Consider the following 26,352-nt stretch of genomic DNA (forward strand, 5'->3'; position numbering starts at 1 on the left):
GCGTGCACGCACCGCCGCCATGGCGTCCGGACGTGCGGCCCGCGAGTCCGCCTCCGGCTGCTACTGCATGCGGAGCCCGGCGAACAGCCCCGCGATGCGGGCACCGGACCGCGTGATGGAAGCCGAGATCTGGGCGCCGGGCGGATTCGGTCGCTCGTAGACCACGCGGTAGCGCCGCGACACGCTCTCGTAGTGGGCGTTCATGCGGTCCGCGATGCTCACCAGCATCTGCTCGATGCCGGTCGCCGCCGCGATGTTCTCGTATATGCCGCCGGTGTTCCCGGTCAGGTTGAGCGCGTACTGGTTGATGACGCTGCCGCCCCGCGACGACAGGAGCACGACGTGGACGGTGATCGAGTTGGTGATCAACTCGTTGACCAGCTCGACGTACTCGTTCTCGTTGTAGTTGCCGCTCCCCTCGGTGCCGTCGGTCAGCACCATCACGAAGACCGGAAACGGCTCGTCGTCCTCGAAGCGGCGCTCCCAGGTCTCGCGAATGCCGTCCAGCACGACGGCGCTTGCGCCCCGGTCCAGAAAGATCTCTCCGGCCGATCGCTGGAGCTCGCCGCGGTCGGTGGTGAAATCGACCCGGCGCTGGATGTTCCTGCCAATCGTGAACAGCGAGATCTCGTGCGGCGGCGGCACGGCCTCGAGGAACCCCTGCATCCCGTTCCGCAGGGCGTTCAGCGCGTTCATCTCGACCATCCGGTCGCCATTGTCGACCATGAACGCGATCTTCATCGGCCCCACCGGCTCGGCCGACACGATCCCCGCCTCGCGGCCGTCCTCCCGCACCACGAAATCGGCCGGCGTCATGCCGGGCACGAACTGCCCCGCCCCATCGACCACCTCGATGAACAGTTGCCCGAGGGACTGGGCTCCCGCCACGGACGGAGCGACCAGGAGAACCGACACCGCGACGACGACAGCGAAACGAATCATGCGAGACCTCCCGTCTCCGGTGGACGCTCCAGGCGCTGTTCCAACAGGCATCTCCGCAGTATACTGCGCGGCTTCCGGCCGCACGCGCACGCCGACTGGTATCGTTCCGATCCGAGGTCCATGACACGCTTCCGCCCAGCCATCGACTCCCTCCGCGCCTACGCGCCGGGCGAGCAACCGCCCGACGGCGTCGACGTCGTCAAGCTGAACACGAACGAGAACCCGTACCCGCCCAGCCCGCGCGCGCTCGCCGCGCTCGCCGCCATCGACGCAGAGAGCCTGCGCCGCTACCCCCAACCGCTCGCCGGCACGTTCCGGCGGAGCGCGGCCGAGGTCCTGGGCGTCGATCCGGAATGGATCCTGGTGGGCAACGGCAGCGACGATCTGTTGACGATGCTCTTCCGCGCCGTCACCGGCGCCGGCCGGGCGGTCGCATACCCTGCGCCGACCTACGTCCTCTATCGCACCCTGGCGGCCATCCAGGGCGCGCCGGTCCTGGAGGCGCCGTTCGACGAGGATTACACGCTCCCCGTGGATGCGCTGGCGGATTCCGGCGCGGCGCTGACCATCGTCGCCAACCCCAACAGCCCGTCCGGCACCGCGGCCACGACCGAGCAGCTCGCGAGGCTGGCCGACCGCGCGGCCGGCGTGGTAGCGGTCGACGAGGCGTACGTGGCGTTCGCCGACGGCTCCGCGCTCGATCTGGTCCGCGGCAACGACCGGGTCATCGTACTGCGCACGCTGTCCAAGAGCCACGGGCTCGCCGGGCTGCGGCTGGGCTTCGGCATCGCCCATCCCGACCTGCTGTCCGGGCTGGCCAAGGTGAAGGACAGCTACAACGTCGACGCGGTCGCGGCCGCGGTGGGCGCCGCGGCCGTTCGCGACGTCGCCTACACGCGCGAGACCGTCGAACGAATTCGCAGGACCCGGGCCCGACTCGGCCGCGCGCTGGCCGACCGCGGGTTCCGGATCTGGCCCAGCCAGGCCAACTTCGTGTTGGCCCGGCCCGCCGACGGCGATGCCCGCCGGCTATACCACGGACTGCGGGAGCGCGGCGTCCTGGTGCGCTACTTCGCCGAGCCGGGCCTGGCCGACAAGCTGCGGATCACCGTCGGCACCGAGCAGGAGACCACGAGGCTGCTGTCGGCGCTCGCGGATCTGACGCCCTGACCGGTCGCCGCGGCACAATCCGGCGATGGCCCGGTTATGATGACGGCGTGACCAGCCCGACATCCCTTGCCTCGAGGACGGCGCGCTTCCTGGTGCTCGCGGCGTGCCTGCTGATCGCGGCCGGGTCGGCAGCCCCCGCCGCCGCCCAGTCCGCGGTCGACCGCTACGAGCTCGACCGCAACCGCAAACGCGAACGCGACCGGACGTTCCGCCGGCTCAGCGACGGCGTCCTGCGCATGCGGAAGCTCTCGTACGAGAGCCGGGTCGACCGCCTCGACATTCCGTTCTACCTCTTCGAGCCGCTGCAGGTGCGGGGACCGCGGGCCCACGCCGCACTGATCTGGATTCACGGCGGCGTGCACGGCGACCTCGACCCCACCTACTTCCCGTTCATCCGGGAAGCGGTGTCCCGCGGCTACGTCATCCTGGCCCCCGAGTACCGGGGCAGCACCGGCTACGGCCGGGCGCACCATCACGCCATCGACTACGGCGGCTACGAGGTGGACGACTGTCTGACCGCGGTCGACTACATGCGCCGTCACCTGCCGCACGTCGACCTCGAGCGGCTCGGCATCATCGGCTGGAGCCACGGCGGGTTCATCACGCTGCACTCGGTGTTCCGCGACCAGGCCACGTTCAAGGCGGCGGCGGCGATGGTGCCGGTGACCAATCTCGTGTTCCGGCTCTCCTACAAGGGCCCGCGCTACGCCCGGCACTTCGTGGCCCAGGAACGCATCGGCGGCCCGGTGCACGAGCGGCGCGGCGTCTACGTCGACCGCTCACCCCTCTACCACGTCGACAAGCTGCAGACGCCGCTGCTGGTGCACGTCGCGGACAACGACCGGGACGTCAACTTCGAGGAAGCGCAGCAGCTCATCCACGCGCTCGAGTACCTGAAGCCGGATCTGGCGGAGACGCGCATCTACCGCGACCCGCCGATAGACCGGTTCGGCGGCGGCCACCGGTTCAACCGGCGGGTCGATCGGGATCGCGGCTACCGGCGCGTCGACAGCCCCGAGCAGCGCGATTCGTGGAACCGGATCTGGACCTTCTTCGACTGGCATCTCCGGCCGTACCTGACCCGCCCGCGATAACGCCGCGGCGGCCCGACTCGGCGTCACGGACCGGGAGCCAGCCGCCGGAGCCGAAGCGCCGCCTCCTCGAGGGTCTCCCGGCCGCGGCAGAAGGCGAACCGCAGATACCGAGCACCGTCGCGGCTGCGTTCGTAGAAGTTGTCGCCGGGCACCGCCGCCACCCCGACGCGTTCGATGAGGTGCATGGCCGCCGGCAGGGGATCCAGTTGCGCCAGATCCGCGACCCCGCGGTAGTCCGCCAGAAAGTAGTAGGCGCCGCACGGCTCCGTCATGCGGAATCCCGCTTCGCGCAACGCGCCGCCCAGGACGGCGCGCTTGTCCGCGTAGCCCCGCCCGAGATCGCGGAAGAACGCCGCGGGCATGGCGAGAAGCTCGACCGCGGCCTTCTGCAGCGGCGTCGGAGCCTGTACGACCAGCGTGTCGTGGACCGCACGAATCGCCGGCGTCAGGTGCGGCGGCGCCAGCACCCAGCCGATCCGCCAGCCGGTCGCATTGGCCGTCTTGGAGATCGAGTTGACGACGATGGTCCGCTCGCGCATGCCGGGCCACGTGGCGATGGACCGGTGGCGCGCGCCGTCGAAGACGATGTGCTCGTAGATTTCGTCCGCGACCACGACGAGGTCCCGCGACCGCGCGAGGTCGGCGATCGCCTCCAGGTCCTCGGATTCGAACACCTTGCCGGTCGGGTTGTGCGGCGTGTTCAGAATCAGCAGCCTGGCGCCGGCCGCAACGCGCCGCAACTCATCCGGGTCGAGCCGCCATGCCGTTCCGCTCTCTTCTTCGCGCAGGGTGACGAAGCGGGGCGCGAGCCCGAAGATCTCCGCCTGCGCGGGGTACATCTCGTGAAACGGCTCCACGATCACGACGCCGTCGCCGCGGCGGCCGACCGCGGCGAGCACCGCCGCGAGCCCCTCGGTGGAGCCGAGCACGACCGTCGCTTCGGTTTCCGGGTCGGGCTCGAAGCCGCTCCAACGCGCCGTATGGGCGGCGATCGCCTGCCGCAGCTCGGGCAACCCGAACGGATAGGAGTACTGGTTCAGCTCGTCGCGCCGTCCCTGCAGGGACTCGAGCGCATCCCGCAGCAGCGTCGCCGGGCGGTCGGCAGTGGAATCGACCGCTGCGGCTCGCTCGATCCGTCGGATGCCGGCGTCGCTGCCGCCGAGCAGCGCCGTGATCGCACCCCAGACGAGCGGGAAGGGCGGGGGCTCGTCCGTGAATCCCTGGGCCAGATTGATGGCGTCATGCTGCCGGGCGAGTCGCGTCATGCGCCGAATGACCGATTCGCTGGCCTGCATCGCCGGTCATTCTACCCGCGCCCCCCCTCACGAGCCGCCGGCCCGCGGCCGATACAGCGGAAGACATGGTGCGTTTCGTCAACCGCCGGATGCAGGAGCCCCGCCGGCTGACGGTGCGGCGCATCCGTGCTCGCAGCGGCCATCGGCTGGTGGTGACGTATCCGGACGGCCTGCGACGACTGCACGCGTTCGCGGACGATGCGGCCCTCGCCGCCGGAACCGCCGCGCTGCAGGCGGCGCTGGCCGCGGACGGCTGGGAGCCGTTGCACCGGCCGGCGCCCCGCTGGCGTCCCGCCGCCGGATAGCGCCCCGAAACGCCTCGCCGGCTCGGCGTTGTACGCTGTCAACGATGCCCGGCTCGCTCCTGGCTGTCGACGTCGCGCTCCTGCTGCCGCCCGGGGTGCACGATCTGGTGACGCAGCTCAACGCCCGGCTGCCCGGCCCTCCGGAAGGCTTCCGGTTCGACGCGGATCATCTGCCCCACGTGTCGCTCGTCCAGCAGTTCGTGCCCGCAACCGACCTGCCGTCGGTGTCGGCCGAGGTAGGCGCCGTCCTCTCCACGGCCCCGCCGCTGACGCTCGTCGCCGAGGGTCTCGCGTCGAGCGGAACCACGACGTCGCTCGTCCTCGCCGCGACGCGCCCCCTGGAGACGTTGCACGCGCGCCTCATGGATCGCCTGGCGCCGTTCGACATGGCCGCCGGCGACGCGGAGGCCTTCCTCGCGGCCGGCGAGCCGGCGCGCGCCCGGGACATCGAATGGGTGACCCGATTCAGGACCGCCGCCGCCTATGCCGCGTTCGAACCCCACGTCACGTTGGGGGCCGGCGTGCTCGATGACCGAGCGCCGGCACTCGAGTTCGAGGCGGACCGGGTCGCCATCTGCCGGCTCGGACGTTTCTGTACCTGCCGCCGCGTGCTCGCCTCGTGGACACTTGCCGGCCGGACCGGAACATGACGCTCGCCATCGGCCTGCTCGCCGCCGTCGGACTGGCCATCTCGAGCTACTTCACGGCCGTCGCGTATCGCTGGACGACCCCGGACGTGCGCTGGATCCCCTCCTTCTGCAGACTGCAGGAACGGACCTGCGCCTCGGTCGTCTTCACGCCGAGCGCGCGCGTGTTCGGTCCACCGAACTCCCTGCTCGGCCAGGTATTCTACGCGGCGCTGCTGGCGGGAGCCGCGTTCGGACGGCTCGCCGATCCGCATTGGTGGTGGCTCTACCTGGGAGCCAGCCTCGTGACGGTCGGCCTCGGCGTGTACCTGAGCCACGCGTTGCTGTTCGTGCTGCGCGTGCCCTGCCCCCTCTGCTTCGTCTCGCACGGCGTCAACGCCGTCATCTGCGGACTCCTGCTGTTTCTTCCGCACGCCGGGTGACCGCCCCCGCCAGCGGCTCCCGCAACGGCGCCGGCTCCGCCGACGCCAGCCGCTCGCGGTCTCGCAGGATCGACTGGTACTCCGCCGAGCGCTTCCAGATTCGCCCGGATACCTCCGTCAGGTGGACCGCCTTCAGTCCCAGGTACAGAAACACGGCGCCCAGCAGGCCGACGATGAGGTACTGCAGCCCCTGCACGGCGGTGGAACCGATGCGGGCGGTCAACAGGTCGAGCACCTGGTAGGACAGGAATCCGCCGAGCGCCAGCAGCGGCCCGGTGACCGTCCGCACGCTCCACGACGCGACGCGCGACTGCTTCTCCATGACGGAGCTGATGACGCGCAACTCGTCCACGGCACGATACAGGCCCGGAAAGTCACGCCCCGTCAGGATTTCGCGCAACGGGACACGCGCTCGGCAGGCGCGCACCACCCGCCGATCCCCGCGCAGCCAGGACGGACCGTCGATGACGATACGGCGCCCTGGAAACCGCCGGCGCAGCCGCTCGACCAGCCGCGCGTGCGAGGCCTCGGTGTGCTCGCCCGCGGTCGAGACGACGTCGACCTCGATCCGGCGCCGCGAGGGTACGCAGACCACCTCGTGCAACCCCCCGCCGTCGATATCCTCGATGTAGGCCGCGGCGTGGGGCGGGATACCTTCGTGCAGCTTCGCCTCGTGGTCCAGGCAGGGCAGAACCGGCACCGCCTCGGGCAGGGGCACCGACACTCGGTACATCTTGACTGCGTGCAGCCGCGCGAACGCCGAGAGGGCGTCGAGGAACTCCCGGCACGCCGCGCCGTCGTCGGCGGGCGCCGGCGCTCGAACGGAGGCGGCCACGGGCCGACCATAGCACACGGCATCGACCGCCTCGACGAAGGCTCGCGCCGCGTTTGCGTTTCGGAGTATCCTGATCTGTAGACGGTCGTCAGGAACGGAGGGAAGCCATGTCGGAGCAGCAGTGGTACATGACGCGCCGCGGCCACCAGATCGGCCCCGTGCCGCAATCCGAGATCGAGGCAATGATGCGCAACGGCGGCGCCGACGGCGACACCTACGTCTTCACCGCCGGCATGACCGAGTGGTTGCGCCTCAAGGAAGTGGGCGCCTTCCGGCCCCTGCTGGCCGGCGACGGCTCCGGTCCCATCCCGGCGCCGCCCGGACCGCACACGAGATCGCACCGGACCGGCGGGCGGCGGCGGGGCGAGGAATCCGTGCTCGACAACCTGGGCATCGGGAGCCTCGTCGACGGGCAGTGAGCCGGTGGTGATATAGTCAGTGGCTGTCTTCGGATACGCGGTCCGATACGTTGAGCTACATTCGACACGTTGAACTGAAGAGGAAATCAATGATCGCACGACGCAACGGCATGATCGGCGCCGCCGCCGCGGCGCTGCTGGTGACGGCAGCCCTGTTCTCCGCCGACGTGGCGGCACAGGACGCCCAATCGACCTTGGACGGCGTCTTCACCGCCGAGCAGGCGGAGCGGGGCCAGGCGGCCTACGATCGAGAGTGCGCCCAGTGCCATCTCGAGGACCTGCTCGGGGACGGCATCGCGCCCTCGCTCATCGGCGCGCCGTTCCACTTCCGCTGGAGCGAGCTGTCGGTCGGCGACATGCTGGTCGCCATCCGCACGACCATGCCGCAGGGCGCGCCGGCGAGCCTGAGCCCGCGCGCCTACGTGGACATCGTCGCGTACATGCTCTCGCGCAACGACTTCCCCGCCGGCGACATGGAGCTGCCGACCGACCAGGACGTCCTCGAGTCGATCATCATCCAAGAGGCGCAGTAGCCTTCCCGGCGACCCTCCCGTCCGCGTGTGGCCGAATTCGGCTTTCCGTCACACGCCCGCGGTCTCGGGCGACGGACGAGCGGCCGGCCTTGCCGTCGGCTGCTCGCCGTCGCACCCGTACTGCCCTTCGCCTCACCAACGGTCTACTCGCGGTGGACATGCGCATGGGCCGCGCATGTGCCACAATCCCGGCATGTTGAGACATGCCAGACGTATCGTTCCGGGGCTTCGCTGCGTCGCCACGGGCTCCCTGTGCGCCGCCGTGCTGCTGTTCGGACCGACCGCCGCGCCGGCGCAGGACGACATCGTGGTGGTCGGCGGCGAGGGCCGCCATTGCGGCGAGGATCCGCAGTGCATGAACCGCCTGCACCCGGCCATCCCGATGGCGGCGCGGGCGCGGCCCGGCCAGACCATCGTGTTCCGCGCGCGCAACGCCAGCGACTTCGACCTGGACCCCGCCAGCACCTACGAAGACCCACGCGCCGGCGACTCCCAGATCGGTACGGTGCACCCGCTGACCGGGCCGGTCCACATCGAGGGCGCCGAACCGGGCGACGTGCTGGCCGTGACGCTGCTCGACATCGCGCCGGGCCGGTTCGGCTACACGTCGGTCAGCCCCATCGGATTCGTCTCCGATCACGTCACCGGGTCGTTCCGGGCCGAGTGGCGCCTGAACCGGATCGAGGCCGTCAGCGACGACCTGCCCGGCGTGCGCATTCCCAACGCCAGCTTCCCCGGCATCGTCACGGTGCTCCCGGGCCCCGACGAGCTCGCCGCGATGCTTTCACGCGAGGCGGAACTGCGCGCGGTCGGCGGCGCCGGCTTCCCGCCGTATCCGACGCACGCCTCGCCCGCGGCCGTCTGCGGTCCGGACGGCTCCCACCCGGACGAGTGCCTGCGCACCCTCCCGCCGCGCGAGCACGGCGGAAACCTCGATATCCGCTACCTGCAGGTCGGGGTCACGCTGTATCTTCCCTGCTACGTCGCGGGCTGCGGCCTCGCCATCGGCGACCCGCACTTCGCGCAGGGCGACGGCGAGGTCTCCGGCACCGCCATCGAGATGGACGCCGACTTCACGCTGACCACCCGGCTCATCAAGGAGGGCCCGGAGCTGCGCCGCGGACCGCACTTCGAAGGGCCGGTCCGCGTGCTCGACATCCCGTCACGCCGCTTCTACGCGACCACCGGGTTCCCGCTGAAGGCGGCGGGCGAAGTGCCTCCCGACATGCGCTACCTCGGTGCTTCCGAGCGCATCGGGGCGCTGCGCAACCTGTCGAAAGACGTCTCCCTGGCCGCCCGCAACGCCCTGCTGGAGATGATCGACTACGTCACCGAAACCTACGGCCTGACGCGGGAGCAGGCCTACGTCGTCGCCAGCGTGGCCGTGGACCTGCGCATCAGTCAGCTCGTCGACGCGCCCAACGTGGGCGTGACGGCGCTGCTGCCGCTGGACATCTTCACGTCCCCCAGACGGTGATTGGCCGGCCGGCTCGGTCCGCGTCCCGGCGGAAGATCTTCTCGTCCCACGACCTGTCCGCCCGGCGGTCGAACACGACCAGATGACCGGTCCGCGCCGCGCAGCGGTCCATGTAGGCCGACGTCTGCTCCATACCTTCCGCAATCGTCCGCTCGAGGCCCTTGTGCGCCACCTTGCACTCGATGACGAATCTGTCGGTCGCGGCGTCCGGCGCCGTCGCGCCGCCGCGGGGCCAGACGATGAGCAGGTCGGTACGCCCGCGGCCCAGGCCGTACTCCCGCTCGATGCGCCCCCCGCCGTTCACCACGCGCTGCAGGAACGCCTGCAGGATGAGCTGCGGGCCCGCCTCCGCGTAGTCGAAACGGCCCAGCCAGTGCTCCGAGTGCTCGCGGAAGAACGCCTGGAAGGCGCCGAGCAGCCTGTCGACATCGAGACCGCCATCGTCGTCGACGTACCAGGCAATGTCCTCAATCAGTCGCGACTGGGCGGCCCACGTGAGCTCGCGCGGCACGATCTCCGCGTAGATGGGATTAGCGATGCGCGGAGGAGCGTCCCCTGCGATCAAGCCGAGGTCACGGACGTACTCGAGATCACGGTTTGAGAACGTCCATTCGTTACCGCCGCTCAGCAACGGTTCGACCACGCGCCGCACGCGATCCTCCTGCAGCTTGTCGGCGAGCTGGTCGAGATGCACTTGCCGACTGAGAATCAGGTGCTCCTGGGCGTCGAGGACATCCGGGGCGGTGATGGCTCGGGAACGGTCGCGGCCCGCCGCCTCGTCGAAGCAGACACGACGGCAAAGCGCGTTCACCAGCCACGGCTGCCCCCGGGTCTGTCTCCAGACCGTCTCCAGGGCCTCCGGCGTGAATGGCTGGCTTGTCTCGCGGGTGTGCTGGTCCAGCAGGGCGCGCACCTCGGCCTCGGTGAAGTCGCCGAGGCGCAGCGATTCGGCCCTGACGTTGAACGCGCTGCCGCCGGCGACCGCCGCGTTTTCGGCGCTCGATTGAATCCGGTAGTCGCGCACGTCGCGCACGCCGCACAACACCACGCTCTGCGGGAAGCTCTCGGGACGCCGATCGTAGCGCGCCCGCAACTGTCGCAGCACGGCGATCAGCGTGTCGCCGATCAGGGTGTCGATCTCGTCGATCAGCAGCACGACCGGCGCTGCGGTGTTCTCGCACCAACGGGTCAGGGCTTCTGCGAGCGCGCCGTCGCCGAAAGTCTCCAGTATGTCGGGCCAGGCGTCGTACAGGAACTCGTCGCCCGCGGACCGGGCCCGGGACGCCAACTCGCCGAGGATCACCTGCATGGCGCGCCGCACGTCTTCGCGCACGGCCTGGGCGGCCTCGACATTCACGTAGACGCAACGGAACTCCCCGACACCGCCGCTGTTCAGCAGGTCGCGCAGGGCGAGCAGGGTGGACGTCTTGCCGGTCTGGCGGGGCGCATGCAGCACGAAGTAGCGCTTGTCCCCGATCAACTCCAGGATCGACGGCAGGTTCAATCGTTCCAGCGGTGGGATGCAGTAGTGATCCCGCGCGACGACGGGCCCTTCCGTGTTGAACTTCCGCACGTTCCGAGTATGACACCTCGACTGCGGCCGCCCGGGCGGGCCGGCTACTGATCGGCCGCGCCGCGATCGGCTGCGCGGTTGACGAGATTCTGAAACTCGCGGCGCGGGTTGATCCCCCCGGGGCTCTGCGTGAACGCCATGCCGATGATCTCGCGCTCCGGGTCGACCCAGCCCATCGTCCCGTCGGAGCCGGCGTGCGAGTACGTGCCGTCACTGGTGATCTGCCAGCCGAGCCCGTACCGGGTGTTCGTCCCGCTGACGATCTCGCCACGCGTGCCGGCCGCTACGGAGTCCTCAGAGAGGATCTGGGCGTCGGCGTAGCGCCCGCGGTTCAGGTACATCTGCAGGAAGCGGGCATAGTCGGGCCCGGTCGAGATCATCCCGCCCGAGGCGCGGACGATCGGGAAGTCCGGCGGATCGCCCGGCGTGAAGCCCTGCCGGAAGACGACACGCCCGCCGTCCCGGGGCCGCCCGCGATAGACGGTGGCCATTCGGCTGAGCTTGGTCTGGTCCTCGTGATTCAGCGTGTCCGTCATGCCGAGCGGCTCGTAGATGCGTGCGCGCAGGAAGTCTTCGAGCGGCATCCCGGAGGCAACCTCGATGATGGCGCCCACGGTGTTGTAGCCGGCGTTGTTGTAGCTGTAGGAGGTGCCCGGCTCCACCGCCGGCCCTTCGGCCCCGAACTTGGCAACCGCGCCGATCAGGGTCGGGTTCTCGTCACCCTCGAACGGGTAGAAGATCGGACCGATCCGCAGCCCGGAGGAATGGCTCAGCAACTGCCGGATCGTGATGTCGCGCGAGCGAGAATTGTCGAACGATTCCAGGTACCGCGCCGCGCGGTCGTCGAGCGACAGCCGGCCCTCCTCCTGCAGAATCAGGACCGCCGTGCCGATAACCGGCTTCGTGTTCGAGGCCATCCGGAAGAGCGTGTCGTTCTCCATCGGAAGCTGGTACGCCTCGTGCCGCCAGCCTACCGCCTCGTGCAGGACGATGACGCCCCGTCGCGCGACCATCAGGACCGCGCCCTTCAGTTCGCCCCGTTCGACGGCGGCCCGGTAGAGCTGTACGGCCTCGTCGAGCAGCGCCGCGTCCATGCCCACCGAGGACGCCGGGCCGTAGGAGAGCGTCGTGGCCTGCTGCGCCGGCGCTCCGGATGACCCGACCGACAAGGACCAGGCAATCCCTACGACGGCTGCGAGACGGCAAGTCGATGGCTTCATGGCGTACTCCCTCGCGGACCCGAATCTTCCACCTCGGCACGCGCGACTCAGGCGGCCACTGTGGGCACGACGCTTAGCCGGCGCCATTGCCGAGATGGTCCTCACCTCCTGCGCCGTGACCTGACCTGAGCCCGTCGTAGCGGCGGAACCGGAGCGTCCTTGCCAAGCTGGCGTCTGATATTCGCAATTATAAACGGCGGGAGATCATCATATACCGGTATCACAATCGGCCGTGGCGATCCGGCTTTCGTATAGATCATGTGGCTGCCTTGTTGCCGCTTGAGAACCCATCCTTCTTGTTCACACATTCTGGCAAGGTCTTTGTGCGTGTACCGCTTCTTCATGCTGGCGCTTCGAGGAGATGCTGATATGCAAAATCAGAGAAATTACTGGAGATATCGCCACTATCCCCTTCATCAGCCAAGTAGTCGGCAGACTTCACGTAAGAACATGCCCCGATCTTCACGAAATCCAGCTTGCGATTCGCACTCGAAACCTCGTCTTGCGCAGCCACGATGAACCCCACCTCCTGCAGTGCTTCATCCAACGTCCCCAGCTCGCCGCAAGTGTCAAGCCACAAGCCGATCGCTTCCTTTACAGCTTCGCGCGCTTGCGCCTGTGTTTCGCCGACCGACGCAACGTCAATGCTCGGACACCATCCGACCCAGAGGTTGCTGTCCTCCTGGCGGGTTCCGATGCGAAGATTGATTTCAACCAACGGCAACTGCCACTACTCCCTTCTCTCAGTAGCCGACGGCACGCCGGCCCCTCGTCCGCAGGCTAACCCAGGTCCTTGTTCCTGTCCAGACAGGCTGAACACGCCAGATCTCATCGAACACTCCGCCGGAGCTCGGAAACGACCGCGGCGGGGGCGCGCAGACCCTTTCCGAGCATCGCCCGCGCCGCGAGCCCGGTGATGTTGGCTACGGCGAAGCTCAGCCCCTTGAGGTTCCGTTCGGGATCGACGCCCGGAATCGGACGCGGGTAGCCGCACGTGCGGAACACCGGCGCTTCGGGCGGACCCGTGACCCTGTGGGATCCGCGCGGGCACTCCCAGTCGAGCTCGACGCGAATCACGCCTTCGAGCCCCAACGTACCGGGCAGCCAGTCGACGCCGCGGTGGGAGCCGGCCGCCACGATGACGACGCCGGCTTGGTGCGAACGCCCGACCGCATCCGCCAACACACCGGCGCGGGATCGATCATTCGTGCCGAGGCTGAGGTTCACGAGCGGCAACCCGTGCGCCGCCGCCCAGTCGATGGCCGCGACCAACGCCTCGACCGACGCGTCGAGCGAGCGGTTGAAGACTCTCAGCGGGCAGACATGGACGGCAGGGGCGAGGTCCTGGATCGCCGCTGCCACGGCAGTGCCGTGGCCCAGGCGGTCGACGGTGTCGTCACGAGGGTTCCCCTCGCCGTCGAAGCCCGCGCCGGCTGCAACCGGGCCGATGTGCGGATGGCTGGCATGGATGCCGCTGTCGATGACACCGACGACAAGCGGCTGCGCTGGGGTTTGTACGGTCACCGGACCAAGCGATACGAGTGCCCTTGACTCGCCTACCGGGCCGGCGACGCCTCCGGCGCGCGCGGCGTCTCTTCCCGATCCCCGGCTGACTCACGCTCATTCGTCGAGCCGGCCCCCGCCCTGAAGTGTTCGGCTCCCCTCGGGTCCGCGGTGTGCAACTGCGACGCGAACAGCCGCGCGAAGACCCCACCCCGCGCCAGGAGCTCGTCGGGGGGCGCAATCTCCGCGACGCGCGCCCCGTCGAGCGCCACGACGCGGTCCGCCCGGCGGGCGAGCCCGAGGCGGTGCGTGATGAGCAACGTGGTCCGCTCCCGCATGAGCGCCTCGTAACCGTCGATGACAAGCCCCTCCGCGACGGGATCCAGCGAGGCCGTCGCCTCATCGAGCACCAGCACGCTCGGCTCGGCCAGCAACGCGCGGGCGATGCCGACGCGCTGCCGTTCCCCCGCCGACAGCGCGGCCCCCCGCTCGCCCACGACGGTCCCGTAGCCCTCCGGTAGTCCGGCGATGAAGTCGTGGATCCCGGCCGCGCGAGCCGCCGCCTCCACCTCGGCATCGCCCGCGGCCGGCCGCGCGTAACGGATGTTCTCGCCCATCGACGCGTGGAAGATGAACGGCGCGTGCTCAACCAGCGCCACGTGCCGGCGGACGAACCCCAGCGGCAGCCCGCGCAGGTCGCGGCCGTCGAGCCGCACGACGCCCCGGTCCGGATCCTGGAAGCGGAGCAGCAGGTCGGCCACGGTCGACTTGCCGACGCCGCTGCGGCCGACGACGGCCACGGTCTCCCCCGGCGCGACGGTGAACGAGACGTCCTCCAGCGTAGGCCCACCGCGGTCGAACGAGAAGGTCACCCGGTCGAACTCCACGACCCCGCGGGCTTCGGCGGGCGCCGCCGCTCCCGGTGTTTCCTGCACATCGACCGGCGCATCGGCGATCTCGTGGACCCGCGCCAGCGAGACCTTGGCGGTGGCGAGGCTCGCGTAGAGCCCCATCAGTCCCTGCACCGGCGCCATCAGCCGCGTCTGGTAGGCCATGAACGCCACCAGCGTTCCCATGCTGAGGGTGCCGTCCAGGTAGCGGAAGCCGCCGTAGAGAAACACGACGCCCAGGCCGCCGGACAGCAGCACGCCGGGCAGCCCGCCGGCCAGGTAGGTCACCCGCTGCATCGCCATCAGCGCGCCGATGAACGCCTGGTTCCGGTCGCGGAATCGGGCCACCTCCCGCCCTTGCGCGTTCGCCGTGACCACGAGCTTCATGGCCGAGAGCGTCTCGATCAGGAAGCTCCCGATGTCGGCGCTCCGCTCGCGGAACGCGGCCACGCGCCCCTCGAGCCGGCGGCGGTAGACGACCAGCGCCCACACGCTCAGCGGCAGCACGGCGATGCCGGCCAGGAACAGCCGCACGTCGAGCCAGATCATCATGCCGACCGACCCGGCCAGGAACAGCAGGTTGCCGATCCACGAGAGCGCGGCCTCGGCCGCCACGCGCTGGATCTCGCCGATGTCGTTGTTCAGGCGCGACACGATGTCGCCCAGCCGCGTGCGGGCGTAGAAGCGGGGCGAGAGGCGCTGCAGGTGGCGGTACAGATCCAGCCGCATGTCGAACAGGATGTCCGCCGACACACGGGTGTAGCGCAGGCCGCTGGCGACGTTGAGCAGGAAGCCGAGAAGCGTCAGGCCGATAAACAGGGCGACGATGCGCAACAGCACCGCCCGGTCGCCGGCCAGCAGCGCGTCGTCGATCAGGTCGCGGGACAGCAGGGGAACGATCAGCGACGCCGCGGTGCTGGCGAGGCTGAGCGCGACGACCAGCGCGAGGCGCCGCCAGTACGGCGCGACGTAGGCCAACGCGCGCCGGAACTGGGGATCCAGAAAGGCCCGGCGCGTCCGGACCGGCATCAGGGCGCCGGCGGAGACGGGATGACGATGAGCCCCGACGTCATGTCGCCGTCGAGCGCCAGCGTATCGAGGTAGTCGAACGACGCGGCCTCGTAGAAGTCGATCGTATTCCCGGCGGACGAGATGTAGAGCACCTCCCCGTTGGTGCTGACGTCGAGCGCCATGCGCGGCCGGCCGGCGACCTGCCGGCGGTTGCCGATGCTTCGCTGTTCCAGATCGAAGGTCCAGAACTCGTAGCCCTCGATGCTGCTCTGCAGCCCGTAGGCGGTCCGCCGCCCCGGCGCCAGCGCGAACTGGATGCCCCTGGACGGCCCGAGCGTATAGAAGTCGACCTCGCGGTTCGGCAGGTCGATGCGGGCGATGCCCATCAGGTCGCGGTCCTGCGCCTCGTCGTGCAGCGTGAACAGGTTGGTGAAGAAGCCGGGCTCCTCGTAGATCAGGTCGGTGGAGAACCCGAACCGGATCGGCCCGACACCGGGCTGGATCGGCTCGCGGAGCGACCAACGGTCGACCTCCGTGAACTCCTCGGTCTCCAGGACGATCACGTCGCGGCCGAAGTGGTACAAGTACTCGCCGTCGGGTGAGTACAAGAAACTCGATCGGGGGGTCGACTCCCCCGTCGGCCACGGCAGATCCTGCAGGATCTCGTGGGTTTCGAGATCGACCTCAACCAGCCGGTACGGCTCGATCTCGAAGCGGTCGATCAGCTTGACCGCGGTATCGAGCGTCAGGATCGCGGTCCGCCCGTCCGGCGCCGCCCGGAACCCGCGAATGCGCACGGCGCGGTTGCCCGCGCTGAAGTTGAACGAGTCGGTCACCTCCCGCGAGGCGACGTCGACCGTCGTCAGGTACTCCATGGTCGGGTCGAGGAAGTAGAAGCGCTCGCGATCCTCCGATACGACCATCGCGCGCGGCGAGCCGTGCGGCACCGTGATCTCGTCGACGACGCTGGTGGTCGCCTCGTCGATCACGAAGATGCGGCTGGGAAACCCGCCGAGGTAGAGCGTGCCGTCGCCGGCCGACACTCCCGGCGGCAACGACGCCTCTTGCGCGGCGGCCGACTGGCCGGCCAGCACGAGCAGCGCCCACAGCGCGACGGTCACCCATGCGATGCCGGGCCGCCCGCGCGTCCCGCGCACGTCCGGTCGCCGGGACCACCGCCAGACCGGAGCGCGGCTCCCGGCACATCTACTACGGAAATATGAGGTCAACCTTCCGCCAGTCCTTCTGCGCCGCGGCGCATTTGCCCGTCCAGTCGGGCGCGTGATTCAACTGATCCGGCACCTGCGCCGGCCAGAAGCAGCCGAGGTGGCAGTCGAACAGGTCGCGCTCGACCGGCTGGCACAGGCCCGCCGCGCCGCCGTTGCTGTCCGCCTCCCAACCGGGCAGGAAGATGAAGCTGCATCCCAGCGGGATGTGCGGCCCCTCCTGCTTCGGCGGCTGCGCCGGACTGTCCTGCAAGGCGACGACGCGGCCATCCTCGCCGGCGCTTCCGCCGTTCCCGGCCGCGGCGCGGCGCCGGGCTTCTTCCATCCCCTGCGCGATGCGGGCCGCCTTCTGGTTAATGGGCCTCAGATGCGTCATCGTTTCCCTCTTCCGGCGTGCCACCGCCGTCGAACCGCCGCAGATACGCGGGGTTCCGCTCGGCGATCTCGCCGTAGATCTCCAGGCAGGTCTCGGTCCAGCCGCGAATCCACTCGCAATAATGCAGGTTGGGCGCCTGCGTGGTGCCGTAGCGCGTGTACGCCTCGTGGTAGCAGCCGCCGGCGCACAGCGGACGAGCCCAGCAGGTCCGGCAGTCGGTCTTCCGGTCGATGTGATGGGCGTCGAGAAACGCCGTCTGCGTCGTGTCGTCGACGCCGTCCCGAACCGTGCCGAGCTTGTGATCGTCGGAGCCCGCGAAACGGTGACAGAGCGCCACGTCGCCGTTGGTCGCCACGCCCATCAGGCCGAGCCCGGCCCCGCACGGCAGCGCCTTGCTCGCCCCCTTGTGCAGCTCCTCGACCGTGTCGCGGACGTTGCTGAAACCGTGGTGCCGGCCCGCGAGCGCAGCCTCCAGGAACTCGTGGGCCAGCTCCCGGAACTGCGCCAGCATCGAGTCGAAGCCGGTCTCCCCGATGGCGTGGGCGCGGCCGGGCGAGGTGGTGACCGGTGCGAAGCCGACCTCCCAGAAGCCGACCTCCTCCCGCAGGTGCCGGTAGATGCGGGTGATGTCGAGCACATCCGAGGTCAGCGTGACGCGCGCGCCGATCGGTCGCGACGTGTGCCGCTTGAGCAGCTCGCGCACCTTCGGCGCCACCACGTCGTAGCTGCCCCGCCCGTCGTGAAACACGCGGAACTTGTCCTGCATCTCCTTCGGACCGTCGATGGAGATGGTCACCCCGACGTCGTTGTCGGCCAGGAACTCGATGACCTCGGGACGCAGCAGCGTGCCGTTGGTCGTCAGGCTGAACTCGACCCGCTTGCCGACCTCGGCGGCGCGGCGGCGCGCGTACGGAATGGTCTTCTCGAGCACCGCGAAGTTCAGCAGCGTCTCGCCGCCGAAGAACGTCAGCCGCACCACCGGGCTGCCGCCCGAACGCTCGATCATGAAGTCGACGCTCTCGCGCGCGGTCTCCTCGCTCATCAGCTTCGGCATGCCGCCCGCGGTCGGTTCGGCGATCTTGTCCTCACCGTACTCGTAGCAGTACGCGCAGCTCAGGTTGCAGCGGTTGGTGACGTTGACCACCAGCGTCGAGAGCGGGATCGGCTTCAGCGGGATGATGTTCGGGGCCGGCTCGGGCGGCGGCGCGGCGGGCGGCGCGGGTTCCACCGGCTGAATGACGCGGGCGCCGGCCAGCTCCGCCAGGCTGTCCTCGACCGTTCGCGGGTCGAAGCGCGGCGCGAGGCGCGCGTACAGATCGGGAGCCGCCAGGTGCCCGCCGCGCAGGGTCTCCACGACGGCGGCCGACGTCTCGTCGAGCGCGAACACCGCGGCGCTCGGCACCAGGTACAGGAACTGCCGGCCCGCCGCCTCGAACGGATGGCATTCCCCGAGTGCAATCGCGGTCATTGGCCGGACTCCCCCCGCCGGATATAGAGCGGCACCGTCACCAGCAGATGCGCCCGCGCGCGGAGCGGCCGGTCGAGCGCGCTGCCGTCCGGGGCCGCGGCGAGCGTCGCCACCACCCAGACGTCGCCGATGTTGTTGCGGTCTCCGCTCCGCTCCGGATTGGGACCGTCGACGGCCGGCTCGAACACGCCGTGCTCACCGAGGGTGCCGACGAACGCGGTGTCGTCGTCGTCGAAGGTGACGGCGTACTCCTCCATGCTCCAGTCGACGTCGACCAGCATGCCCAGATCCAGATCGTCGTCGGTCCCCGACTCACCGTCGGGACCGTCGTGCCAGGCGCGCGCCTCGAAGCGCTCGTACTGCTTGGGGAACGCCGCGCCGCCAACGCGGGCGAGGCCCGTGGCCGGGCTCACCTCCAGACGGTGAATCGCATCGTACACGGTGACCGCCTCGGTCAGCGCCGCCCGGCCGACGAAGAGGTCGCGGCTGCCGACCCGCGCGTCGGACGCCACGGCCACCTGCAGCGTCGCGGCCGTCGACGACTGATCGCTGATGCCGGTGACGGTGAGGCCCGCGCCGAGGTCTATCGACGCCGCGTCGAGCCCGTCCGGCAGGTTGGCGCCGAAGAGCTGCAGCGTCACCTCCCCCGCCGCGGCCGACACCGCCGGCGGGTAGACCCCCGTGATCAACGGCTCGGGCCCGACCCGGCGCAGCGTGACGTCGATGCCCCGCTCGTCGTAGGCGCCGGTGAACCAGCGGCCGCCGATCTCGTCGCGGTCGCGCGAGACGAACAGCACCTCCCGTGCGCTGAAGTGTTCGGGGCTGGTACTCCGCCCCCGCCACTGATAGCCGGTGTAGACCAACGCCTGCCCGGTCCGCGTGACGTCGACGCCGCGGGCCGGATACGTGTAGCGCGCCCGGGTCTCGAACTGGTCGGGCGCGGAGGGATCGGCCTCCACGACGACCTCGCCGTAAACGGGTCCCTGCCCCCGCTCGTAGCCGACCAGCGCCCAGGCGCCCTCCAACCGCGGCGTCCGCATGTTGGCAGACCAGCTCGCCCACGCCGGCGAAGCGAGCGGAAACACCTCCGCCAGGTGATCCACCGCCCGGTCGACCGCCGTCCGGCCGTCGTCCTCGTCGTCGGCCTCCGGCCCCGGCCCGCGGAGCCAGTCGCCGACCAGGAACGACTGGACGTCCGCGAGCGGGTAGTAGCCGCGGTGCATCGCGGTCAGCAGCTCCCACTCCTCGAGCGTCCGGCGCTGATTGAGCACCCGCCCCATCGAATGGCAGCGGTTGCAGGTTTGCTGCGTCTCGGGATCGGCCTCGTAGTGGAAGTCGATGTTGCGGCGTTCCACCTCGAAGGCCCCGAGCCGGGCCTCCTCGGGCGCCAGACCGTGGTTGGTCGCGAGATAGCGCACGGCCTCGCGCGCGTCCGCGGGCTCGATCTGCAGATTGTTGAGCAGCACCATCCGACGAATGGTCTGCTGCCAGCCCTCCGGCGTCGTGCGCTGGTAGGAGATGCGGCTCATGCGGCGCTGCTCGTCCGCGCGGTGGCACGTCCCGCAGACGCGGTGCACGAGATCGCTCGTGACCGGGATCCCGCCGTCCGGCAGGACGGCGCCGGAGGACACCTCCTGTGCGAGGGCCCGAGAACCGCCCCCGGCCAGGACCGCCGCCGCTGCCAACGCCGCCGCCAGCCGACCGCCGATCGTTGCGACGCACGAAGCACGCCGCGGAGCAAGCGAAGATGGAGAAGCCATGACTTGCGCTGTTTTAGCACACATCGTCGGCGCGGTCGAATGCGCCCGCCCCGGTCAGACGTCGTTCCGCAGCAAGCCCTTGCCCAGCAGAACGGCCAACGCGCCGAGGAAATCGGCCAGTTCCACCGGCGGATGCGACCTCCCGTATGCCTCGTACAGGTCCGGCACCTGCGTCCATCGGTCGGCCATGGCGACCAGCGCCGGCAAGTCGACGCCGCGCAGATACCGCATGGCCACGATCCCCGCCTCGCCCGCCGCGATCGAGAGGCTGGCGTCGGGCACGATCTCCCGCCCCACGACCGCCGGGGTCATGGTGGCGCGTGCCGCGCGCGTCGGCCGCAGGCGGATGAACGGCGCGCGCCGCAACGCCTCGAACGCGTCCCACACCGCCGGATCACGCCGAAACGCCGCGACCGCATCGGCCCCACCCGACGAGCCCTCCACGGCAGCGACTTCGACCGGGTCCGCGCGATCGCTCCAGAACGGATGCAATTCGTTCCTGGACACCTCGGCGAAGAACTCCGCAGCCTGGCGTCGGTAGCTGGCCCAGACCTCCTGCTCCCGCCGAGCATGGAACTGTCGCGCCAATTCCGCGCGGTCGGGATGCCGCAGACAGGTGTTCGTCACGATCGCGGCGAGCCAACCCGACGCCATCGCCTTCTTGACCCCGAACGACGACAGCGGATCGATGAAGGTGGCGGCATCGCCGACGAGAAGAAACCCCGGACCTCCGAAACGGCGGGCGCCGTACTGCGAAGCGTCGCAGGCCCAGGGCGGCCCCTCCAGCATCGCCCCGCCGGTCATGCTCGCCAGGTGACGGGTCTTGCCGATCTCGGCGGCGTAGCGTGCAGCCAGCGCTCCGGGGTGATCGGTCTCGGTCGTCCGCGGATCGACCATCACCGTCACGTAGCGCCGCCGGCTCGACACCGGCACCGACCACGCCCAGCCGTCGGCGTACGCCTCGACCACGGTGTACGTGTCGTCCCCGGACTCCTCTCCGGCGCCGTCGACCGGCTGGCGTGCAAGACGCGGCCACGGATCGTCGCACCGCCAGACGCCCACCAGCGCCAGCGTCGTTGCCCCGGCCTGCACCCGCGTGCGGTGACGGCGCGCGACGATGCCCGCGCGCCCCGAACAGTCGAGCACCGTGCGCGCGAACGCCGCCACCGGGCGGCCACCGTCGTCGCGGCCGGTGACCGTCACCCGGCATCCATCGGCGAGCGCAACCTGCCGCACCGTCACGCCGGTCCGCACGACCGCGCCGGCGCGCCGCGCCTCGGCCAGCAGCAACCGATCGAAGTCCCGCCGCAGCACCTGGTGGCCGACGCGAGCGCCGCCGAACGTCGCGCTCCGCGGCGGGCCGCCGCCCCAACAGACCGTGTTCCCTTCGGCGGTGAGAAATCCCGCCGACTCGACCGCCTCGCGAACGCCGACCGCCTCGAATACCTTCCGGCAGCTCGGCGGCAGCGACTCGGCCAACCCCGGCGTCCCGGCGTCGGACTTCGTCAGAACCTGCACGGAGTGCCCCCACGCCGCAAGCAGGCGGGCTGCCGACGCGCCGGCCGGCCCGCCGCCCACCACCAGCACGTCGACCGGCCCGCCGGAGTGCCACTCCGACTCCTCTGTCATCTCGATGCCCCCAAGGTGCGCCGCTATCGTATACTCAATCGTGCACACAACGATGAGGCAGTTATGCGCTTTGTGAGCGTGCGCGAGTTGCGCAGCCGGTCGGCGGCGGTCTGGACCGCGCTGTCGAACGAGCGGGACCTGGTCGTGACGTCCAACGGCAAACCCATCGCCCTGCTCTCGGCGACCTCGGAGGACGTCCTCGAGGAGTCGCTCGGCGCCCTGCGCCGGGCGCGCGCGCAGGCCGCCGTCACAGCCATGCAGCAGGCCTCGCTGAAGTCCGGCGCCGACCGCATGTCCCCGGAGCAGATCGACGCCGAAATCACGGCGGCGCGCTCGGAACGATCCCGATGACGCTCGTGCTGGATACGAACGTGCTCGTATCCGGCCTGCTCTCTCCGTTTGGTGCCCCGGGCGAGATTGTCCGCCTCGTCACGAGTGCGGCCGTTCGCCTGTGCTACGACGCCCGCATTCTCGGCGAGTACCGTCAGGTGTTGCTGCGACCCGCGTTTCCATTCGGTCGCCCCCGGATCGAGTCCCTGCTCGACCAGATCCGGGCCGACGGAGATCTGGTGGTGCCGCACCCCCTTGCCGCGCCGCTGCCGGACCCGGACGACGAGGTCTTTCTGGCCGTCGCCCTTGCGGGTCGCGCCCAATGTCTCGTGACCGGGAACATCAGGCACTACCCGCAGGATCGCCGGCAGGGGGTACATGTCGTTGCACCGAGACAATTCCTCGATCTCTATCGCGCGGTGTCTCCAGGCGCCCCGCCGTGTCGCGTTCACGACGAGTAGGACACCGCACCGTGGCCGACCTCCGACCCGCGCTCCTGGCGCCGAATCGAGAGTTGCCCTCCGTTCGCCGGTGGGATATCGTGAGCCTGTTCCAGAGACCCTGTGCCCCGGAGGAATGCCATGCCCGTTTCGCGACCGATTGCCCCGATTCTGCTCGCCGCGGCCGTCGCCGTGGTACTTGTCCAGCCCATGTTCGCCCAGAACAGCGCCCGCATCTTCGGCGTGGTGAGCGACCACGAGGGGAACCCCGTCGAGGACGCCACCATCCTCCTGGAGTTCCAGGGCGGCATCACGCGCAGCTTCGAAACCACGTCGAACGACGAGGGCGAGTACATCCAGATGGGCTTGGCGAGCGGTCCCTACATCGTGACGGTCACCGCGGAAGGGATCGGCGCCTTGCGGTACAGCGTCAGGGTGTCCGCCGGAGAGGAATTCGAGCTGGATGCGCAGGTCCTCGCCCCTGGACAGGTCGACCGCACGGGACTCTCGGCGGAGGAGATAGCCGAACTGGACGCGCGCGAAGCGACGGCCGGTGCGTTCGCGGGCGGCCTGGAGGCGGCGCGGGGAGGCAACTACGACGAGGCGGCGCAGCTCCTGACCGAAGCCATCGAGTCGACGCCGGACTGCGGCGAATGCCTCCGGAACCTGGGCATCGTCGAGTACCAGCGCGGGAACCACGACGAGGCCGAGCAGGCCCTGCTGCGGGCAACCGAGATCGCCCCGGACGACGCAGCGGCGTTCGACACGCTGGCCGCCGTCTACAACGCGCAGCGGCGCTTCGATGACGCTGGCGAGGCGAGCGCCGAGGCGTCCCGGATCCGGGGCGGCGCGACGGGCGGGGGCGGCGACGCCGGCGCGGTGTTCAACCAGGGCCTCGCCGCCTGGAACGCGGGGCGTACCGATGAAGCCCGCGGCCACTTCGAACAGACCCTGGAACTGGACCCGAGCCACGGCGAGGCGAACTACTGGCTGGGCATGGCGAGCCTGAACGCCGGGCAGATCGCCGAGGCGGTCACCTACTGGCAAACCTACGTGGAACGCGAGCCCGACGGTCGCTTCGCGGCCCAGGCCTCCGGTCTGATCGCGCAACTCGCGCCGTAGACCGTCGGCGGCGCCGGCTCCGCCGACTACCTGCCCGGAAACTGGAGGAGGTTCCGGACCTCCTCCGACTCGAACGCCTGCCGGGCGATCGACTCCAGAATGCGGCTCTCGGCCCCGCTACGGACCGACCCGACGAGCATGACCACCGCCTGGTCCACGATGATGCGGAACGGCGGGATGATGTCTCCCGTCAGCGTGTAGTGCGACAAGGTTGGGTGCCGCAACGCGCGGGCGGCGATCTCCAGCCGCAGCCGATCGTCGCGGGCCGAAGCCGACTGCTGGGCAATCCCCATCCGGATGTCCTGCACGCCGGGGATCCTCGCCACCCGCTCGAACAGCTCCGCCGGTTTGTCGCGGTCCGGCGTCACGGCCCCGTTCAGGGTCACCACGCCGTCCTCCACGCCGCCGCCGACGTAGTCCCAGATGGTGATGTAGCGGTAGTTGATGATCGCCCGGCCCACCTCGCGGGCGATCTCGTTGTCGTCCTCGACCTCGGGGACTACGAGCTCGCTGGCGACGGTCTCCACCTGGGGGAACGCCAGCGTGCGGTTGATCGCCTCGGTCTTGTCCCACAGCGTCGGCACGCTGCCGGCAAGCGTCGCCTCGGTGTCGTCAACGGTAACAGTCACGTCCTCCAGGTCGAGGCCATCGCGAAGCATCTCCGCCACGGCGGCCGCGACCGTCGGCCGGGACTGCGCCGCGCCGGTGGCCGCCTGCACCTCAAGGGAACCCAGCGTGAACAGGCCGGCCACGGCGAGAATGGTTGCCAGCGATCCGCGCGTTGGAGCATTCATGATCACCTCCCCTCCATCCTACTCCCATCGCGCACGTACTGGACCCGCCGCCGGGACGGCGAACAGACGCATGCCGCTATTCTCGCGGCGCCCGACTACCAGTGACGGGCAAAGACGGGGTAGCATGGTCCGTAGCTCGAAAAGGAGGTTGGATACCCATGCGCCATCTTCCAGTGGTTTCGCCGATGTGCATACGTGCCGGACTGGCGATCTGCGGCTTCGCCCTTGCGGCGGGAGTCGCGTCCGAGACGCCGGCCCAGACCACCGAGGCTCCGTCGCCTCAGCAACCGGGGACCACCTTCCGGTCCGGGGTAACGCTGATTCGCACGGACGTCATCGTCCGCGACGCCAACGGGGCGTTCGTCCCCGATCTGACGGAGGCCGACTTCCGGATCGTAGAGGACGGGGTGCCGCAAGAAGTGGCCTCACTGATACTGGTGCACGGCGGCCGGGTCTTCAACCAGCTCGTGCCGCCGCCCCCCGTGCACGAGGGCATCATCCTCCCGGAGCAACGCGTCGACAGCCAGATTCCAGGACGGATCATCGTCTTCTTCGTCGACGCGATGCACCTGGAGCCGGAGGTCACCCCCCGGGTCCGCCACTTCGTCAAGGAGGTGGCCGACACCCTGGTGCACGACGGCGACCTGGTGGGGCTGATTTCCAACGGCCCGGGCGGAAAGGCGGTCGATCTCACCTACGACCTGGGCCACGTGAAGTCGGCGGTGGACGGGATCGTCGGAACCGGCATGACGCCGCGCGACCTCATCGAGAACACGCAGGAGGGACCCGACGGCCCCGGCGAGCTCCGCTGGCGCGCGCACCGCGCGTTCATGGCGGTGAACGGCGTCCTGGAAGGGCTGGCGGGAATTCAGGACCGGCGCAAGGTCATCATCTACATCAGCACCGGATACGACCTGAATCCCTTCGCCCTGCAGCGGCTGGTGCGCACCTCCATGCGCGACGAGCTCCTGCGCGAGCGGCCACTCGACCTGGCCGGCGGCGGCGCCGGCACCGACCCGCGCATCCTGATGAGTCCGCTCAACCGCGTCGAGCGCCAGGGAGTCGTGTTCGCCGACAGCGAGCTCATCAGCGAGCTGGCCGAGCTGAGCGACACGGCCACCCGCGCCAACACGACGCTGTACACCATGGACCCGCGGGGACTCATCTCCAGTCCCGACATCGACTACAACGTGCCGATCGAGGCTTGGCGCGAGTACATGATGGCGGCCCGCTCCAGCCTGCGCACACTGGCAGAGCTCACCGGCGGCATCTCCATCGTCAACACGAACAACTTCTCCGAGCTTCTGCAGCAAATCGACGCGGAGACGAGCGACTACTACGTCGTCGGCTACTACACCAGCAACCCCGACCCCACCCACCGGCGACGCGCGCTACGCGTGAGCGTCGCCCGCGACGGCCTCCACGTACAGGCGCGCGATTCGTATACGCTCGCCCGGACGGGCGAGCCCGTTGAGCTGCCGGGAGGGCCCTGAGGCGCGGTCAGCAGGGGCGGCTGGACTCAGCGCGCACCGTTATGGCTCAACCGTGACGCTGGTGGCGGTGCGCTCGCCGCCAGCGTCACTGCTGCCGGCGCATGCCGGCGGGTGGCGTGTCGCCGCTCTGACCGCCGAGGTTGATCTCGATCACCCGCACGCGTTCATCCCACCCGCCGGATCTCCATCCGAATAGCGTCGAGTTCCGCTCGCATCGTGCCGTGTTCCGCCCGCATGTCGGCCCGGTATCCTGTCATGCTCCGCCCGCATGTCCAGACGGAGCTCTCGGATTGCAGCCTGGATGTCGTCGATGCGGGCGTTCGTGGAACACGACCCGCCGACAATCGAAACCGCGACGGCTGCGCCGGTCGCCATGAC

At 69.8% G+C, this 26,352-nt stretch carries 26 protein-coding genes; 11 read left to right on the top strand and 15 right to left on the bottom strand.

Features of this window, described 5'->3' with window-relative positions:
- Positions 1-60: 60 nt before the first annotated feature.
- A complete protein-coding gene (locus F4X11_08770; protein ID MYN65106.1) occupies positions 61-942 on the bottom strand; it encodes a hypothetical protein in 882 nt (293 codons plus the stop codon).
- Positions 943-1,062: 120 nt separating this feature from the next.
- Between F4X11_08770 and hisC the strand changes: the two genes are divergently transcribed.
- Complete coding sequence (gene hisC, locus F4X11_08775; protein MYN65107.1) at positions 1,063-2,112, top strand: histidinol-phosphate transaminase; 1,050 nt, start codon at positions 1,063-1,065, stop codon at positions 2,110-2,112.
- A 47-nt stretch (positions 2,113-2,159) separates the two neighbouring features.
- Positions 2,160-3,206 carry a S9 family peptidase gene (locus F4X11_08780; protein ID MYN65108.1) on the top strand — a complete coding sequence of 349 codons (1,047 nt, stop codon included), beginning with the start codon at positions 2,160-2,162 and terminating at the stop codon, positions 3,204-3,206.
- Between the two features lie 23 nt (positions 3,207-3,229).
- Here the strand turns inward: F4X11_08780 and F4X11_08785 are convergent, their stop codons facing one another.
- Entirely contained in the window at positions 3,230-4,501 is a 1,272-nt protein-coding gene (locus tag F4X11_08785) for an aminotransferase class I/II-fold pyridoxal phosphate-dependent enzyme (protein MYN65109.1), read from the bottom strand.
- Between F4X11_08785 and F4X11_08790 the strand changes: the two genes are divergently transcribed.
- Both F4X11_08790 and F4X11_08795 read left to right on the top strand, forming a co-directional pair.
- Positions 4,440-5,456 carry a 2'-5' RNA ligase family protein gene (locus tag F4X11_08790; protein MYN65110.1) on the top strand — a complete coding sequence of 339 codons (1,017 nt, stop codon included), beginning with the start codon at positions 4,440-4,442 and terminating at the stop codon, positions 5,454-5,456. The genes F4X11_08785 and F4X11_08790 overlap by 62 nt on opposite strands.
- Positions 5,453-5,875: a vitamin K epoxide reductase family protein gene (locus tag F4X11_08795; GenBank protein MYN65111.1), complete on the top strand. Its 423-nt coding sequence runs from the start codon at positions 5,453-5,455 to the stop codon at positions 5,873-5,875. Before F4X11_08790 ends, F4X11_08795 begins: the two co-directional genes overlap by 4 nt.
- On the opposite strand, the gene F4X11_08800 is transcribed toward F4X11_08795, so the two are convergent.
- Positions 5,835-6,710, bottom strand: coding sequence for a hypothetical protein (locus tag F4X11_08800; protein ID MYN65112.1), 876 nt, complete (start codon positions 6,708-6,710; stop codon positions 5,835-5,837). The genes F4X11_08795 and F4X11_08800 overlap by 41 nt on opposite strands.
- A gap of 107 nt (positions 6,711-6,817) precedes the next feature.
- Here F4X11_08800 and F4X11_08805 point away from each other — a divergent pair, with 107 nt between their 5' ends.
- From F4X11_08805 to F4X11_08815, 3 genes are all read left to right on the top strand, one after another.
- A complete protein-coding gene (locus tag F4X11_08805) occupies positions 6,818-7,129 on the top strand; it encodes a DUF4339 domain-containing protein (protein ID MYN65113.1) in 312 nt (103 codons plus the stop codon).
- Between the two features lie 89 nt (positions 7,130-7,218).
- Positions 7,219-7,662: a cytochrome c gene (locus F4X11_08810; GenBank protein ID MYN65114.1), complete on the top strand. Its 444-nt coding sequence runs from the start codon at positions 7,219-7,221 to the stop codon at positions 7,660-7,662.
- A 193-nt stretch (positions 7,663-7,855) separates the two neighbouring features.
- Positions 7,856-9,139 (top strand): acetamidase/formamidase family protein, encoded by a 1,284-nt coding sequence (locus tag F4X11_08815; GenBank protein MYN65115.1) that lies wholly within the window; start codon positions 7,856-7,858, stop codon positions 9,137-9,139.
- Here the strand turns inward: F4X11_08815 and F4X11_08820 are convergent.
- The 11 genes from F4X11_08820 to F4X11_08870 all read right to left on the bottom strand — a co-directional run bounded on the left by F4X11_08820 (position 9,120) and on the right by F4X11_08870 (position 21,795).
- Positions 9,120-10,712 carry an ATP-binding protein gene (locus F4X11_08820; protein ID MYN65116.1) on the bottom strand — a complete coding sequence of 531 codons (1,593 nt, stop codon included), beginning with the start codon at positions 10,710-10,712 and terminating at the stop codon, positions 9,120-9,122. The two genes, F4X11_08815 and F4X11_08820, sit on opposite strands and share 20 nt — an antisense overlap.
- Before the next feature lie 44 nt (positions 10,713-10,756).
- Positions 10,757-12,019 carry a beta-lactamase family protein gene (locus F4X11_08825; GenBank protein ID MYN65117.1) on the bottom strand — a complete coding sequence of 421 codons (1,263 nt, stop codon included), beginning with the start codon at positions 12,017-12,019 and terminating at the stop codon, positions 10,757-10,759.
- 14 nt (positions 12,020-12,033) lie between these two features.
- A complete protein-coding gene (locus F4X11_08830) occupies positions 12,034-12,240 on the bottom strand; it encodes a type II toxin-antitoxin system HicA family toxin (GenBank protein MYN65118.1) in 207 nt (68 codons plus the stop codon).
- A gap of 32 nt (positions 12,241-12,272) precedes the next feature.
- Entirely contained in the window at positions 12,273-12,656 is a 384-nt protein-coding gene (locus tag F4X11_08835) for a hypothetical protein (GenBank protein MYN65119.1), read from the bottom strand.
- Between the two features lie 104 nt (positions 12,657-12,760).
- On the bottom strand, positions 12,761-13,456 hold the full coding sequence (locus F4X11_08840) for a S8 family serine peptidase (protein ID MYN65120.1): 696 nt from the start codon (positions 13,454-13,456) through the stop codon (positions 12,761-12,763).
- A gap of 32 nt (positions 13,457-13,488) precedes the next feature.
- Positions 13,489-15,354: an ABC transporter ATP-binding protein gene (locus F4X11_08845; protein MYN65121.1), complete on the bottom strand. Its 1,866-nt coding sequence runs from the start codon at positions 15,352-15,354 to the stop codon at positions 13,489-13,491.
- Positions 15,354-16,493 carry a hypothetical protein gene (locus F4X11_08850; GenBank protein MYN65122.1) on the bottom strand — a complete coding sequence of 380 codons (1,140 nt, stop codon included), beginning with the start codon at positions 16,491-16,493 and terminating at the stop codon, positions 15,354-15,356. Before F4X11_08850 ends, F4X11_08845 begins: the two co-directional genes overlap by 1 nt.
- Positions 16,494-16,545: 52 nt before the next feature.
- Positions 16,546-16,938, bottom strand: a complete 393-nt coding sequence (locus tag F4X11_08855) for a quinohemoprotein amine dehydrogenase (GenBank protein MYN65123.1) — start codon at positions 16,936-16,938, stop codon at positions 16,546-16,548.
- On the bottom strand, positions 16,916-18,406 hold the full coding sequence (gene peaB, locus F4X11_08860) for a quinohemoprotein amine dehydrogenase maturation protein (GenBank protein MYN65124.1): 1,491 nt from the start codon (positions 18,404-18,406) through the stop codon (positions 16,916-16,918). Before peaB ends, F4X11_08855 begins: the two co-directional genes overlap by 23 nt.
- Complete coding sequence (gene peaA, locus F4X11_08865; GenBank protein MYN65125.1) at positions 18,403-20,190, bottom strand: quinohemoprotein amine dehydrogenase subunit alpha; 1,788 nt, start codon at positions 20,188-20,190, stop codon at positions 18,403-18,405. Before peaA ends, peaB begins: the two co-directional genes overlap by 4 nt.
- 30 nt (positions 20,191-20,220) lie before the next feature.
- Positions 20,221-21,795 carry a hypothetical protein gene (locus F4X11_08870; protein MYN65126.1) on the bottom strand — a complete coding sequence of 525 codons (1,575 nt, stop codon included), beginning with the start codon at positions 21,793-21,795 and terminating at the stop codon, positions 20,221-20,223.
- A 63-nt stretch (positions 21,796-21,858) separates the two neighbouring features.
- On the opposite strand from F4X11_08870, the gene F4X11_08875 reads away from it, so the two are divergent.
- From F4X11_08875 to F4X11_08885, 3 genes are all read left to right on the top strand, one after another.
- Complete coding sequence (locus F4X11_08875; protein MYN65127.1) at positions 21,859-22,146, top strand: type II toxin-antitoxin system Phd/YefM family antitoxin; 288 nt, start codon at positions 21,859-21,861, stop codon at positions 22,144-22,146.
- Positions 22,143-22,586 (top strand): putative toxin-antitoxin system toxin component, PIN family, encoded by a 444-nt coding sequence (locus tag F4X11_08880; protein MYN65128.1) that lies wholly within the window; start codon positions 22,143-22,145, stop codon positions 22,584-22,586. Before F4X11_08875 ends, F4X11_08880 begins: the two co-directional genes overlap by 4 nt.
- 120 nt (positions 22,587-22,706) lie before the next feature.
- Positions 22,707-23,687, top strand: a complete 981-nt coding sequence (locus F4X11_08885) for a tetratricopeptide repeat protein (protein ID MYN65129.1) — start codon at positions 22,707-22,709, stop codon at positions 23,685-23,687.
- A gap of 26 nt (positions 23,688-23,713) precedes the next feature.
- On the opposite strand, the gene F4X11_08890 is transcribed toward F4X11_08885, so the two are convergent.
- A complete protein-coding gene (locus F4X11_08890; GenBank protein MYN65130.1) occupies positions 23,714-24,481 on the bottom strand; it encodes a BON domain-containing protein in 768 nt (255 codons plus the stop codon).
- Positions 24,482-24,639: 158 nt separating this feature from the next.
- On the opposite strand from F4X11_08890, the gene F4X11_08895 reads away from it, so the two are divergent.
- Positions 24,640-25,974 carry a VWA domain-containing protein gene (locus F4X11_08895; protein MYN65131.1) on the top strand — a complete coding sequence of 445 codons (1,335 nt, stop codon included), beginning with the start codon at positions 24,640-24,642 and terminating at the stop codon, positions 25,972-25,974.
- Positions 25,975-26,352 lie beyond the last annotated feature (378 nt).

Source organism: Acidobacteriota bacterium, assembly GCA_009861545.1.
In the GTDB taxonomy this organism is placed as follows: Bacteria; Acidobacteriota; Vicinamibacteria; order Vicinamibacterales; family UBA8438; genus WTFV01.